The organism is Chitinophaga sp. (genome assembly GCF_035564935.1).
In the GTDB taxonomy this organism is placed as follows: Bacteria; Bacteroidota; Bacteroidia; order Chitinophagales; family Chitinophagaceae; genus Chitinophaga.
Genome location: NZ_DATMTE010000056.1, coordinates 1 through 14,562, shown reverse-complemented (window position 1 = coordinate 14,562; position 14,562 = coordinate 1). Strand labels below are relative to the sequence as shown.

Annotated in this window: 14 protein-coding genes; 9 read left to right on the top strand and 5 right to left on the bottom strand. The window is 48.4% G+C overall.

Translation table 11 applies throughout. The annotated features are described in order from the left end of the window. From VN105_RS01520 to VN105_RS01495, 6 genes are all read left to right on the top strand, one after another. The coding region (locus VN105_RS01520; protein WP_325637229.1) for a hypothetical protein at positions 1–215 on the top strand (215 nt) is incomplete at its 5' end. A gap of 56 nt (positions 216–271) precedes the next feature. Continuing rightward, the gene (locus tag VN105_RS01515; protein ID WP_325637227.1) at positions 272–418 is read left to right on the top strand and encodes a hypothetical protein; all 147 of its coding nucleotides are present in this window, start codon (positions 272–274) and stop codon (positions 416–418) included. Next, positions 406–606 (top strand): hypothetical protein, encoded by a 201-nt coding sequence (locus VN105_RS01510; RefSeq protein WP_325637225.1) that lies wholly within the window; start codon positions 406–408, stop codon positions 604–606. The genes VN105_RS01515 and VN105_RS01510 overlap by 13 nt, the downstream gene beginning before the upstream one ends. 35 nt (positions 607–641) lie before the next feature. Next, complete coding sequence (locus VN105_RS01505) at positions 642–1,202, top strand: DUF1543 domain-containing protein (RefSeq protein ID WP_325637223.1); 561 nt, start codon at positions 642–644, stop codon at positions 1,200–1,202. A gap of 130 nt (positions 1,203–1,332) precedes the next feature. Then, complete coding sequence (locus tag VN105_RS01500) at positions 1,333–2,283, top strand: zinc-binding alcohol dehydrogenase family protein (RefSeq protein ID WP_325637221.1); 951 nt, start codon at positions 1,333–1,335, stop codon at positions 2,281–2,283. A gap of 102 nt (positions 2,284–2,385) precedes the next feature. Next, positions 2,386–3,528: a TlpA disulfide reductase family protein gene (locus tag VN105_RS01495; RefSeq protein ID WP_325637219.1), complete on the top strand. Its 1,143-nt coding sequence runs from the start codon at positions 2,386–2,388 to the stop codon at positions 3,526–3,528. 427 nt (positions 3,529–3,955) lie between these two features. Here VN105_RS01495 and VN105_RS01490 read toward each other — a convergent pair whose 3' ends face one another. Genes VN105_RS01490 through VN105_RS01480 form a run of 3 tightly spaced genes read right to left on the bottom strand, consistent with a single transcriptional unit; the run spans position 3,956 to position 8,764 of the window. Further along, positions 3,956–5,218 carry an acetyl-CoA C-acetyltransferase gene (locus tag VN105_RS01490; RefSeq protein ID WP_325637217.1) on the bottom strand — a complete coding sequence of 421 codons (1,263 nt, stop codon included), beginning with the start codon at positions 5,216–5,218 and terminating at the stop codon, positions 3,956–3,958. Between the two features lie 60 nt (positions 5,219–5,278). Then, a complete protein-coding gene (locus VN105_RS01485; RefSeq protein WP_325637215.1) occupies positions 5,279–6,253 on the bottom strand; it encodes a D-glycerate dehydrogenase in 975 nt (324 codons plus the stop codon). A gap of 9 nt (positions 6,254–6,262) precedes the next feature. Next, positions 6,263–8,764, bottom strand: a complete 2,502-nt coding sequence (locus VN105_RS01480) for a cation-translocating P-type ATPase (protein WP_325637213.1) — start codon at positions 8,762–8,764, stop codon at positions 6,263–6,265. Positions 8,765–9,167: 403 nt separating this feature from the next. Between VN105_RS01480 and VN105_RS01475 the strand changes: the two genes are divergently transcribed. From VN105_RS01475 to VN105_RS01465, 3 genes are all read left to right on the top strand, one after another. Next, positions 9,168–10,691 (top strand): ArnT family glycosyltransferase, encoded by a 1,524-nt coding sequence (locus VN105_RS01475; protein WP_325637211.1) that lies wholly within the window; start codon positions 9,168–9,170, stop codon positions 10,689–10,691. Positions 10,692–10,872: 181 nt separating this feature from the next. Beyond that, positions 10,873–11,559 carry a hypothetical protein gene (locus tag VN105_RS01470; RefSeq protein ID WP_325637209.1) on the top strand — a complete coding sequence of 229 codons (687 nt, stop codon included), beginning with the start codon at positions 10,873–10,875 and terminating at the stop codon, positions 11,557–11,559. A gap of 11 nt (positions 11,560–11,570) precedes the next feature. After that, a complete protein-coding gene (locus VN105_RS01465) occupies positions 11,571–11,951 on the top strand; it encodes a hypothetical protein (protein WP_325637207.1) in 381 nt (126 codons plus the stop codon). Between the two features lie 5 nt (positions 11,952–11,956). Here VN105_RS01465 and VN105_RS01460 read toward each other — a convergent pair whose 3' ends face one another. Then, positions 11,957–13,015 carry a response regulator gene (locus tag VN105_RS01460; RefSeq protein WP_325637205.1) on the bottom strand — a complete coding sequence of 353 codons (1,059 nt, stop codon included), beginning with the start codon at positions 13,013–13,015 and terminating at the stop codon, positions 11,957–11,959. Positions 13,016–13,020: 5 nt separating this feature from the next. Then, on the bottom strand, positions 13,021–14,562 hold a 1,542-nt coding region (locus VN105_RS01455), incomplete at its 5' end, for a PAS domain S-box protein (protein WP_325637203.1).

The window sequence follows — 14,562 nt, the reverse complement described above, 5'->3', positions numbered from 1 at the left end:
ATACGCAAAAAGGCGGGAGCCATACATTGCAACTGAAGTACGGCAAGTTACAATTACAAACGCTTTGTTTTCAGCATACCGGCGTGAAACAGGTATTGTGGGGAGATAAAAAAACGCCGGTTTCCTTCAAAGAGGAAAATGGTTACGTAACTATTCACCTGGCCACACCACTGCAATTAACGGAAGGTCAGCATCTTCATCTTACTATCGTATAACTTATGAAATACATTTTCAGATAGCCGTGTCCGTTATACTTTTGTTTTCCTGTAAGATGGATAACGGAAAGGTGGCTGCCGCGGCGCAACCATCGTGGCAAATGCAGCTGGACGGCCTGTTGCCGCTGATGGGATATAGTAACTGGATCATTATTGCCGATGAGGTGTTCCCGTACAGTTGTTGCCCGGAATGGTATACATAAGCACCGGCGCTGCATTGCCGGAAGTGGCGCGTTATACCATGCACCTGCTCAGCAGCAATGCGCATGTGCAGCCAGTGCTGAAAACAAACACCACGCCGGCCTACTCTTTTGCTTTTGTAAACCTGGATTGCAAATACCGGAGTGAAGGAAAAGAGCAGCAACTTCGTGAGGCCATGAGCAAGAACTGAAAATGCTGTATCTTTCTTACTGTAAACAGTAAAAGATGGCAACGTTAAAATTGTTCATGGTAGTGCTGGGATGCACGCTGGAAGGGCGCCATACCGAGCAGCATGATGTATTCTTCGGGATTGGCAACCAGTTACGCGACCTGGTTCCTGATATGAAAGCCTTCTGGCCGGAGGCCAAAGATAAATTACATGTAGATGGATACCGGGAAGTTAATTTTGTAGACGGCCACCGGATCAGGGTAGTGGAAAAGAAAGCATCCACACAACAGGAGATGCAGCTGTTTTTCCTGAACCTGGGCGGCTATAAGCCGGATGAAATGGAAGAATTTCATTACAAGATCCTCAGTGTGCAAAAAGATATAGGCGCATCTATACGGGCATCCAAAGAAACTACTTTTTTTAAGCATACCGGTTTCGGGGAAAAAGCCACTTCGCATGTGGACGACAAGTACGGTGTAGATGTGGATGATGCACATGCGGTGAAGGATATATTGCCGGCGCATCTGAAAGATAAATATTCCCTGGAGATTACGCCGGTAACAGACGTAACACCCGATCAGGTTCATTTGGGATATTTCCAGCTGCATAAGTTATGAATGTACCGGCATATATCGATTGGGCACAGTACCGGGATCTCTATGAAGAAGTTGAGGCACCTGCGGGAACTGTGTTGCTGGAGGAAAGTAAAATATCCCTGCACCTTTGTTATAATAAAAAGCAAACAAGATGAATGCAGCCATTGTAACGCCTGGCCAGGTTCCTCAATACGGACAGTTCCCAAGTCCGGTGGCCGGCGATAATGAGTATATTGTACAGGTAAAAGCCGCCGCCATACACCAGGTGGTAAAATCTATTGCAGCGGGTAAGCATTATTCTGCCGGTGGCGACCAGCCCTTTATTCCCGGTGTAGATGGCGTTGGTTTACTGGCAAATGGTGCCAGGGTATATTTCGGGGCTGTACGTAAGCCTTATGGCACTATGGCGGAAGAAAGTATTACTACCGGGAGCTGGAGTGTTCCTGTGCCGGATGAGCTTTCCGATGCCACCGCGGCTGCGGTTTTCAACCCGGCGATGTCGTCGTGGATGGCATTGACTCACAGGGCATACCTGCAGCCTGGTGAAACCGTATTGATCCTCGGCGCTACCGGTACTTCCGGTCAGCTGGCTGTGCAGATAGCAAAGCTTTTGGGCGCAGGCAAGGTGATTGCAGCCGGCCGTAATAAAGCGGTATTGGAGCAATTGCGCATGATTGGCGCCGACGAGTGCATTTCACTGGATCAATCTCCCGAAAACCTGGTAAAAGCCTTTGCTGCCCAACCCTATGATGTAGTGATAGATTATCTTTGGGGAACGCCGGTGATGGCGTTGATCACCGCTATAACGGGTAAAAGTATGACCAAAGAAGCGCCCCGCACCCGCTTGATCCAGGTAGGCGCTATGGCTGGCGATCCTATTTCGCTGCCTGCTGCTGCATTGCGCAGCTCGCGCCTGGAGATCCTGGGTAGCGGCGGTGGCAGCGTATCTATGGATGCGGTTTTTAAGGTGTTCCCGGAAATTATGAAGAACGCAGCCGAAGGAAAATTGCGGATCAGCACCATTGAAACGCCCCTGGAGGAAGTAGCCGCCGCCTGGACGCGGGAGGTACCCGGTGGCAGCAGGCTGGTATTGATTCCCTGAGCCATGCCGGTAATCACCGCTCCCCGACCGCCTGTCATTAAGCACTTGAAAGCACTGTTGCATTTTTATACTTTCGGGCAAAACCAACCAATCATTGATCGTATGAAAAAATTAATGCTCGGCTGCCTCGCAACGGTGGCTGTTTCAGGTGCATTTGCACAAAAGAAGTCGGTTATTACAGGTAAAGTACCGGCTGCCTTTAATAACGAATATATCTATCTCTTCAGCGCATCCGAGAACGGGTACCAGAAACTGGATTCCGCATTGGTGGAAAAAGGCGCCTTTAAACTGCAGTACGGGGTAACGGATACCCTGCAGGCAATGTTGTCGTTTAGTACCAAGGGAGATAAGCTTTTGCGCGGTAACCAGCCGTTATTCATTACGCCGGTGGACAAGATGACTTTTACATTGAAAACGCCCGGCGAACCCAATGCGATGTCCGGCGCTGTGATCAAAGGATCGGAGCTTACAAGGCAGCAACTTGAAATGGATGCTGCGCTGGCGCCTGCTACAAAAGGTATGGACTCGCTCAACACGATGGCGCAGAAAATGATGATGCAGGAAAAGAAAGACACCACCGGTTATTACGCGATGGTTACGGCTTACAGGAAGCTGGCGAAAGAAAAGGACGAACTGCAGGAAAAATTCATGCTGTCGCACACCAATTATTATGTGAGCCTTGTTACCTTCTATGAAAATATGGGTGGCCGCGTGGAAGATATTGCAGGTACACAGCAATTGCTGGATAAATTTCCGCTGGCTTTACGCGAGTCCGGCATCGGGCAAAAAGCTACGGCGTTGCTGAAAGCATCTGCACTGCTGGGAAAAAACCAGGTAGCGCCTGATTTTTCGGCTCCTACTCCTGATGGTAAAACCATGAAGCTGTCTGATCTGCGGGGTAAATATGTACTGCTTGATTTCTGGGCCAGCTGGTGTGGTCCCTGCCGTGCAGAAAACCCTAACGTGGTAAAAGCATACAATAAATTCAAGGATAAGAACTTTGATATCCTGGGCGTTTCCCTCGACAGAACCGGTGATGCTGCAAAATGGACTGCCGCTATTGAAAAGGATGGTCTTGCATGGCATCATGTAAGCGATCTGAAATGGTGGAAAAGCGATATCGCTAAATTATACATGATCCATTCCATCCCGCAAAATTTCCTGCTCGATCCGCAGGGACGTATCATTGCCACTAACCTGAGAGGAGAAGCTTTAGAAAAAGAACTTGAAAAAGTATTGCACTAAGTTCCGGTTTCATTACGGTAAAAAAATATCGTTGCAATCCTTAATCAAAAAATTTAAAATAGTATCCGATAATCTTAAGTCAGCCAACTACACTGTAATCATAAATAATATCCGGTAATCAGTATAATCAGCGTAATCCTGCGTCAGACATAACTCGCGCGGCGCCGAAGGCGCCATAGGGAATCATTTCCGGCATGGTATCTGCATTATGCATGTTACGAATTATTTATTCGGTGAAATGGATGACAATGGACCAACCGTCCCGGTTTCCCGGGGCGGTTTTTTTGTGGAGAGAATAACACGTGTACATATGACAATTAAATATTCCCGCCATTCATTTGCACCCGCCAGTTGATAGGTATTTGCCAGCTATACGGTAATAAAACGCCGGAAAATGCTGATCAACGAAAGTGAAGTGAATAATAATTTATCTTTCCAGTATAGCGGTTACGCCCATCCCGCCGGCAGTGCAGATAGATATCAGTGCGCGCCCGCTGCCGCGCTGTTCCAGGATCTTAGCCGTTTGCGCTACAATGCGGGCGCCGGTGGCGGCGAACGGATGGCCAATGGCCACGCTGCCGCCTTTTGTATTCAGTTTGCTGCGGTCGATGCTGCCCAACGGCGTATCCCATCCCAGCTTTTTGCAATAGGCAGCATCTTCCCAGGCTTTCAGCGTGCAGAGTACCTGCCCGCTGAAGGCTTCATGGATTTCATAAATATCAAAATCCTGCAGCTGCAGGTGATTGCGTTTTAACATGCGTGCCACGGCATAGGTAGGCGCCATTAGCAGTCCTTCACCGTTAACATAATCCACTGCGGCGGTTTCGGCATCTACCAGGTGGGCCAGCACCGGCCAGTTTTGCTGTTGCGCATATTCTTCGGAGGCCATCAGCAGGGCGGCGGCGCCATCGGTATATAAGGTGCTGTTGCCGGCAGTTAAGGAACCATTGCCGCTGAAGTCGAAAGCTGGTTTTAATGCAGCCAGTTTTTCCGGGGTGGTATCTGCCCGTACAATCGTGTCTCTTTTAACGCCTTTATAGGGAACAATAAGATCATTGAAAAAGCCTTCATCATAAGCTTTTGCGGCATTCATATGGCTTTGGTAGGCCAGTGCATCCTGTTCCTGGCGTGTAATGCCCCATTCCTTCACCATCTTTTCGGTATGCTGTCCCATAGACAGGCCAGTTCTGGGTTCCACGATAGAAGGATACAGCGGCTTCAGGTCTTTGAAACGGATAGAGGTCAGTATTTTAAGCCGTTGTGAAAATGTTTTGGCAGCGCGAAGATCCGTTAGCTTCCATGCGAGTTGTTGCTGGAAAAGAAGGGGGATATCGCTGTTGGTATCGCTGCCGCCGCTGATGGCGGTATCTATTTGCCCGCAGCCAATGCGCAGGCCCAGCTGAATAGTGGTATCCAGGCTGGTGCCGCAGGCCCTCAGCACACTATAGGCGGGCGTATGCGGGTCAAGCGCCGTGCCCAGTACGCATTCCCTGGCAAAGTTCCAGTCGGTGGAGCGGTTAAGCAGTGCGCCCAGCGCCACTTCTCCCAGCCGTTTCCCCGATAGCTGGTATTTATCGACCAGTGCAGTCAGAACGGTGGTTAACATTTCCTGGTTGCTGATATGATTGTATTCTTTAAAGGACCTTACGAAAGGGATGCGTAATCCGCCTATGATAGCGACCTTTTTCATGCTGGAGAGCTTTCACTAAAGTTAATGAATATGTATTAACCCAACAATCACGGGCTGCCTTTACAGGTTGTAAAGATGATTTACCGGATTAGGTACCGGCTGGCCGGTTAATGCGGCAATTACATTCAGGGCAGCAATCTTCGACATGGCGTTCCGGGTTTCCAGGGTTGCCGAGCCGATATGCGGTAATACCGCCACTGTAGGCATGTTCAGCAACGGGTTGTCCGGATGCATGGGCTCGGGATTGGTAACATCCAGTCCTGCGCCCCATATTTCGCCATCCTGCAGCGCAGCAATGAGGTCGGTTTCGTTGTGGATGCCGCCCCGCGCCGTATTGATGAAAATGGCGGTGGGCTTCATTTTCCGGAAAGCGTCTTTATTGAACTTTTCTTTTGTTTCAGGTGTAAGGGAAGTATGTATGCTCACAACATCACTTTGTTGCAGCAGTTCATCGAAACTAACAAAGGTGGCATCCAGTTCTTTTTCAGCCGCTTCGTTACGGTGCCGGTTACAATAAATTACCTTCATACCAAAGGCTGCTTTACAGCGTTTAGCCATTACCGTTCCTATATTCCCAAGCCCCCATATGCCGAGTGTTTTCCCTTCTATATCTATGCCGAGGTTAGCGGTAGGTGTGGAAAACCCCCATTCGCCTTTTATAATTCTTTTGTGCTGGAAGAAGGCTTTGCGGGCTACCGACATCATCAGTAAAAAAGCGGTATCGGCGGTAGCGTTGCTCAGCACGCCGGGTGTGTTGGTGATCTGCAATCCGAGTTCAGTGGCTGCTTTCAGGTCTACGTTATCAAATCCTACAGATAAAAGGCTGATCACTTTCAGGTGCCTGCATTGTTCTAAAAATGCCCGGTCCAGTTTTTGGCCACCGGCAAAAAGCAGGGCATCACTCTCTTTACAATATTGTACTCTTTGTGCAGGCGTCATTTCTTTTTCTTCCTGCCACTGTATAACGGTAAAGCCTGCACGTTGCAGCAGTTGCAACCCTTCTTCCGGAATAACCCTTGTTGTGAATACCTTCATATTGTCAGTTTAATTGCGTTGAAATTTTCTTTTTCCCAGCTTCCATATTTCAAACCATAATACCGATGCTGCGCTGATACCTGTGCATAACAGCAGTTCGTACAGTGAAAGGCCGGTAATACTGAAGAAGCCCGCTACCGGCGGCGCATACAACATAGCAGCCAGCAACAGCAGCGTGATGCCTATAACGCCCACCATCAACCGATTCCGGTTGCGCATGCTGTGTATAAAGGAGTAATAGAATGAACGGTTAACCAAGGTAAGGAAAATATTGGCGAATACCAGTGTGGTGAATACCATACTGCGGGTGAGTACTTCATCTGCTCCGCGTGCCACGCTCCATTGGTAGGCAATCATCACGCCTGCGGTGATCATGAGTCCCTGCAGGATGCTGACATTCATTTCCCGGAAAGACAGGAAAGTTTGTGTAATAGGCCGTGGTGGCTGCTGCATGGCGTTTTCTTCCATGGGTTCATTTTCATATACAATGGAGCAGGTGGGCCCCATAATTACTTCCAGGAAAATTACATGCACCGGTGTGAAAATATCCGGGTACACCCAGCCAAGGAACAGCGGGAGAGATACCGTGAGTATAATAGGAATATGGATAGAGATAATATATTGTACAGCCTTTTTAATATTGGTATAGATCCTGCGTCCCATGGCAATGGCATCTACCATGCTGCTGAGATCATCGTTCACGAGGATCAATGCAGCCGCCTGTTTGGCGATCTCTGTTCCTTTTTTACCCATTGCAATGCCTATATGGGCGGCTTTGAGCGCGGGACCGTCATTTACGCCGTCGCCGGTCATGGCCACTACTTCATTATCTGCCTTCAAAGCATTGATGGCGGCCAGTTTAGCTTCGGGGAACATGCGTGTAAAAATGTTGACAGACCGGAGGGTATATTGCATCTTTTTCTCTTCCATTTTCATCAGCGTATCGCCGTTTACCGCTTCTTCTGCCTGCTGCAGCCCGGCCTGCCGGGCTATAGCGCAGGTGGTAACGGCATTATCGCCGGTAATGATCTTTACTTTAATACCTGCCTGGTAGAAGTGCCTGAACACCTCGCCTATATTACTTTTAGGCGGATCATAAAAGGCCAGCAGGCCGGTGAAAACAAAAGGCAGCTCCTGTTGTGTGGCCGGGTAGTTGTTGCCCGTAAAATCCGAAGTAGCAACGCCCAGCACCCGGTATCCTTCTGCAGCCAGTGCATTTACCTGGTTAAGGATTACCTGTTTTTCTTTTTCGGGGAGATGGGAAACCTGCAGTATCGCTTCCGGCGCTCCTTTCGCCGCTACGATGCGTTTGCCGGCAGCATTTCCGAAAATATGCGTCATCATAGGAGGCTTGCCTTCCAGCGGGTATTCATGTACCATTGTATAATTGTTCCGTTCATCCGCGGGCGTCATTTCTTCGTACAGGCGGTGCAGTGTTTTCTCCATCGGGTCAAACGGTACGGGTTCACTGGCCCACATGGCGGTAGTGATCAGCGCAGTGGGAAAGTGGCCTTCTTCATATAGCGTATAGTCTGCCCCGTTATATACAGCCTTGAGGCTCATCTTATTTTCAGTAATAGTCCCGGTTTTATCGGTACAGATCACCGTGGCGCTGCCAAGGGCCTCTACGGTCCGGATCTTTTTTACAATGATGCCCATCTGCATCAGCCGCCTGGAGCCCAGCGCCATAAAGGTGGTAAAGGCTACGGGTATTTCTTCCGGCAGGATAGACATGGCCAGTGTTAGTCCTTTCAAAAGACTATCCGTAACGCTGCCGCTGCGGATGTAGTTGAACAGCCATACAGCCACGAAAACGACCGCACCGGCTATGGCCATCCATTTTACAAACTGGCGGATTTGCAATTGCAGGGGAGTGGTTTCTTCCCTGATGTTCAGAATAGCAGTGCCCAGTTTCCCCATCTTTGTTTGCGCACCAATTTCCTGTACTTCACAAATGGCCAGCCCTGATACCACCACTGCGCCGCTGTATACGTTATTATCATCGCTGCCGGCCTGCTTGAATACGGCATATGCCTCGCCGGTAAGGGCGGACTCATTGACCGAGAAGTCGTTACTGTGTACAATAATTCCATCGGCATTGATCGTACTACCTTCGGAAACCAGCATCATATCTCCCTTAACAATTTCGCTGGTAGGAATACTGACAAGCTCCCCGTTACGGATAACCTTGCTGAGCGGCTCATTCATTTCCTCCAGCGCTTCCAACGCTTTACGGCTGCGGCTGTCCTGGTAAAAGGAGATGCCGGATACCAGCGCGATGGCAGCCAGCATAAAATAGGCCTCGCCAAGTTCCCCCAGCACAAAATAAATGGCGGTAACGGCTATCAGCAACACCAGCATGGGTTCTTCCATGATCTCTTTCAATACGGCCATCAGCGGGCTGGTAGCAGGCTGTGGTGGAATATTGCTGCCGTATTGTTGTCTTGAAGCTGCAACAGCTGCTTCATCCAAACCTTTGATGTGCTCCGGTAAATTGATTTGTCCAGCCATGCAGGTCGTTTTGGTAAAAGAGGTGCAATAAATTTACGAATTTTAGCAGCGCGGATTTTGTCTGACTCAGGATTACGCTGATTATAATGATTTTTTTTGATTTTTTAAGGGGATAGTATTCCATATTCGTGTACCCGTTTAAGAGAGTTGTTTAATGCCGGTGCAGGAAGAATTGTGGCGTTGCTGTCAGCAGATTTCCTCAAACTGGTGATCCTTTCTGTGCTGATGGCGGCGCCGGCAGCCTGGCCGGGAAATAGCATAAAACCTGCTAAAGCTGAACAGGGGCTGTATCATTGTGTTAATTATAGTTAAGCCGGCGATAAAATTACCAAGCGGCACAGAGATTGTGGAAGATGGGCATCTGATCACAACATCTGTTACAATTATAACTGTCAGCCTATATATGCAGGATCTATCGGGGGGTAAGCGTTTTATTGCCTATATCACAGCAAATAAATGGATGGCTGTTGCCGTCGGGTTCATTGTGCTGTTAAGATTTTCATTCATAGGCATCATGGGAGCCATGCCCCAGGATGCCTATTATTATTTTTACGGGCAGCATTTTGCCTTGTCTTATTTCGATCATCCCCCGGCTATTGCATGGATCCTGCGTGCTTTTACAGACTTGCTGGGTGCCCATGTATTTGTGATCAAGCTGGCAGATACGCTGGTAACCATTGGTACGCTGCTGGCTTTTTATACCCTGGCCCGGTGTTTCCTTCCTAAAGAGCGGGCCTGGAATGGCCTGTTGCTGCTGGGCGCTACACTGATGATCACTATTCTTTCGCTGGTATCCACTCCTGATGTGCCTTTACTGCTGTTCTGGACTTTGTCGCTAACTGCCGTGTACCGGGCGGTGTTTGAGCAGCGCAAAGCCTGGTGGATATGGGCGGGAATTGCCATGGGACTGGCATTCGACAGTAAATACACGGCTGTTTTCCTCCCGGCAGGCGCGGTACTCTTCCTGTTGTTGTCACGGCAGCACCGGCGGTATTTATGGTCGCCCTGGTTCTTTGCCAGTGTTCTCTTTTTCTTTATTACTATTTTACCGGTAGTGATCTGGAATGTGGATAACAACTTTGCCTCTTTCAGGTTCCAGTCGTCCGGAAGGGTAGGCGGGGTGGAATTTCACCCGTTGGATTTCTTTGGGGTAATTGGTCACCAGGCGGCGATCCTGATGCCGGTATTATTTTTTGCCTTGATATATTACGTGTACCGGCTGGTACGTAAGTACGGGTGGCATATTCACCGGATTTCCGCGCGGCAACTCTTCCTGTTATGCTTCTTTATCCCGGTTTTCGGCATTTTCCTGCTGATTTCCCCTATCTACTGGGTAAAGATCAACTGGATGATGCCTGCTTATATTACAGGCATTATATGGGTAAGTACCTGGATCACTTTCAGGTACGTGCGTTGGCAATGGATCTGCTCATTGATCATACATCTTGCGTTGGCGGTGGAAGTTATTTTTTACCCTGTGCCTATTCATTCGGATGATACCATGATAGGCTGGAAGGGATTGGGAGCGGGGGTAAAAACACTGGCAAAGGAATACCCTGATGATTTCATTTTTTCTGCAGATGATTATAAAACCAGCGCAATGCTGAATCTTTACCTGGGCCGGATGGTTTATTCCCGCAATATCATCGGCGAAAATGCCCTGCAATTTGACTTTATCGGCACGGATATCAACGCATTAAAAGGAAAAAATGCCCTGTTTATTAACTCGCTTACTGATGTAAATGACGATGTGGATGAGCAGGAATTTGTAGAAGAGGAGCTGGCGCCCTATTTCAGCACTATTCGTTCGCTGCCCCCTATTGTTGTTACCCGGCAAGGTCGTGTAGTAAGGAAATTCCTCGTTTACCGCTGCATGGATTACCAGCCTCCGCGGGCAGATAATGACCCCGGTCATCCTAAAAAATGATGACAGTCAGCAGGAGGAGTAATGCACGTCATTGTTCAATAGTATATTCCGCGTTAGTTTTGTTATAACATCCGGACAGCCACCCGGATCCCTAAGTGTGAACGAAGCGAGACGTGCTGTTGAGAAGGTATCACCGTTTCTATCGGCGGTGGTACTTTTACCTCTTTAAAAAATGCAAATCATGTTCAGCGGATTAACTCCTACTTCCCGTCAGCGGAAATTTTGTGAAGGTTTTTTATTCTTTCCCATCAGGCATTTACGCAAATATGGGAACTATATTTTCAGGCAGTACGGTCGTCATGCCGGTGTGAAAACATTGTTGGATATGCAGTTAGGTATGCCGGGTAACAACAACCGGTATGCGGAAGAAATACAGCGTTGCATTGTGGAGAAAGCTGCGCCGGAAACGGCCAGGGTGCTGGAGAAGCTGGAAGATTTTTACACACAGGTACAGTCGGCTGCAGGTACTTTACCGGGTTTGTATCTCGACTTCAGCGATCTGCTCATTCATTTTTACCGGGAAGTATCCATTTATCATAATGTGATCCTGCGTAATATGAAACAGGAATTGCAGCCATCTGCAAGATCCAGAAAAAGAGAACCGGCTGCAGAGCCCGGGCAGGAGCATATCAACAAGTTATATAAAGTAGTAAGAGAATTTGTTTTGCAAAGCAAATCAATGACGGCAGCGCTGGAAGATGTGGCGAAGAGAGAGAATTATTTACCCGGAGAACAGTATCTCCGGTATTTAATGGAGCTGATGTCGGGTATCCGCCAGATGAATCATCATCAGCAACATTTATGTCAGCTGTTAAAGAGATGGAGTGCAGATCAGCGCCTGCAGATGCAGCAAACCTATTACAACTAGCAATTATCAATATGTCTTATGAACCTTTGAGGGAAACAGATATTGCTGCCTATAAGGAAGCATGCAATAACTGGATCAGGATACTGAAAGCCTTAAGAGAAGATAATGCCTCGCTGATCAACCGGTTGGCGGCTGCGTTGAAGGAAACAACGCGGCGGTCGTTTATTGAGGAGGCGGAAGAGTTTCAGCTTACTATGCTGGACAGGGAGGAATTGCTTATCCTGTTAAGGCATGAAGTTGGGGAGCAGCTGGAATGGTTAAATAAACAACCGGCAGAGGTACCTTCCCCTCACGTTTATGCTGTGCTGAAAAGTGATATGGAAGGAATGATGGAGGAATATGAGCGGCTGAAAGTAGCCTTTCTTGTATTTATTGCCGCAGAAAAAGTATAGCTCCCTTAGTTTACCAGTGCTGCCAGTTTTTTGACAGACAGTACGGCGATCTGTCCTTCTTTCAATGTAATCAGTTCCTCGTCCCTGAAGTCGCCCAATGTCCGTATCAGCGATTCCTTGGCCACTCCTGCTACTGCAGCAAGGTTCTCCCGGCTTATATCAATTGTAAAATGTTTGCTGTCTTCCGTATTATATTTCTTGTTGAGAAGCAGCAGGGCTTCCGCTACTTTTTTGCGGAGTGAATTATATGCCAGCCCGATCAGCTGCTGTTCTTTCTCCGCCATTTCTTTAGATAAAAGCTGGATAAATTTTCCCAGTACTTCCGGGTTGCTGCTGATCAGTTGTTCAAAGTCTTTATGCGGAATAACTGCCAGCAGCGTATCTTCCATCGCCTCGGCATATTCCTGGTAATTGCCGCCTTCGAGGAGTGCGTTATATCCCAGGAAATCGCCTTTATTATACAAACCGATGATCAGTTCCTTGCCTTCGTCATTACGTTTATAGGTTTTTACTTTTCCCTTCAGGAGGTAGTACAGATGGTCCGGGCGGTTGCCGGCGGCGTAAATACTTTGTTTCTTTTTATAATGGTTGGTGTTACGGTCTTCCCTGAGCATGGTGAGCGGATCTTTACCGGTACTGGCCGACAGCAGCACACGGAGTCCGTGCAAACCGGTTACCGTATCCTGTTTGATCTCTGCGCATCTTTTCAGGCGGCTTTCAATGGCGCTGAGTAATTCCGTGCCCTCAAAGGGTTTGGTGATATAATCATCTGCTCCCAGTTCCATTCCTTTTCGCATATCTGTTCTTTCTGCTTTGGCGGTGAGGAAGATGAACGGCGTTTTTTGCAGGGCCCTGTTTTTATGTAGCATATGCAATACGCCATAGCCGTCCAGCACGGGCATCATAATATCGCATACGATCAGATCGGGCAGGTGTTCCAGCGCCATTGCCACTCCTTCTTTGCCGTTGGTGGCGGTAAGCACCTGGTAGTTGGCCAGTTCCAGGATTTCCGCTACGTTGTCGCAAATAGCCGGATTATCTTCAATCAGCAATATTTTTTCCATTATGATCAGTTTTTGGGGAAAGGAACCGTAACAATAAACTCAGTGCCCTTTTCAGGATGGCTGTCGCAGGTAACCGTACCATTCATCAGTTCTGCGTATTTGGCTACGATATGAAGTCCCAGTCCTGTGCCCTGGATGTTGGATACCTGCTGGCTGCGGAAGAACCGCTCAAAAAGATGCTGGCGGTCTTCAGCCGAGATACCTATCCCTTTATCTTTTACAGATAAACGGAAGGCGCCGTCGCTGCATTGTGAACGGATGGAAATAATGGCTCCCTCCGGGGAAAATTTGATGGCATTGGATACAAGGTTCATAACGATGTGTTTTAACAGCGTAGGATCCATGCAGGCCTGGGCGGCGCCGTGGTGTGCATAGTAAATATTCTGCCTTGATTTTTTAAGCCCGTCCATCTCGCCGAGGATATTGCTGATATGTTTCCCGGCATCAAAAGTACTGTGGCGTACCTGTATCTTTCCTTCTTCTATTTTCCCTACCGACAGGAAGTCGTTCAATATATCTGTGAGCATATTTACGGAAGAAATAATGCGTTGGATATGCTTACTCCGTTTAGGTACATCATCATCTGATTCGTATTTAGATACCAGGTAAATGGAAGAGAGGATAGCGCTGAGTGGTGTTCTAAATTCGTGGGAGGCCAGGGATACAAACCTGGATTTGAGTTCATTGAGCTCGCGTTCTTTTTCCAGGGAGCTTCTCAGTTCGGACTCAGCTATCTTGATGCGGGAAAGATCGATGGCAATACCGATATACCCGGTAATCTCGCTGGCATCGCGAATGGCGGATACGGTCAGGGATACCGGCAGGGTGGTGCCGTCTTTCCGGATATATTGCCATTCATATTCGTTGTACAGGTTCAGCCTGGCCTTAATAGTAAGGGTTTCTATGCCGGGGGCAACAGGTTGGTTCAGCTGTTGGGAGAATTGTTCTGCCCGCAGGGCAACTTCTTCCGGATCGTGTAGCAGCATGGGGGTATATACGTCCACTACTTCGCTGGCTTTATAACCCAGTATCCTTTCAGCAGCGGGGTTGAACCACCTGATAAAGCCGTCGTTATTGATAACGATGATCATGGCGCCGGTGCTGGTCCATAAACTGTTGAGGAAGCTGGTCATCCGTTGAAGGGACCTGTCTTTCACCGTTGCTTCTTTCCGTTGGTGCGACAGCTCCCGCAATGTCATCTCCGCATTGCGGCGATCCGTAGTATCAGTGATGTAGATAATAGTTAGTATTCCTTCTGGCGTAGTGTGGACGGCCCGGCTTATTTCTACCGGAAACTGGCTGCCGTTTTTCCGTGTAGCGTATTCTTCTTTGCCGTTAGTGGGGAGCAGCAGGCTAACTAACTGTCCTGCCAGTTCATCTTTTGTATAGCCAAACTGGTTGAGCAGGAAGGGGTTCGCCATCAGGATCCGGTGCTGCTGGTCAGCTACCAGTATACTAATGGTGGCATGGTTAAAGAGTGCATCGAAACCTATGTAATTATTTTGAGAGATATTAATCATACAGGTAATTGACCCTTTGGAGCGGTG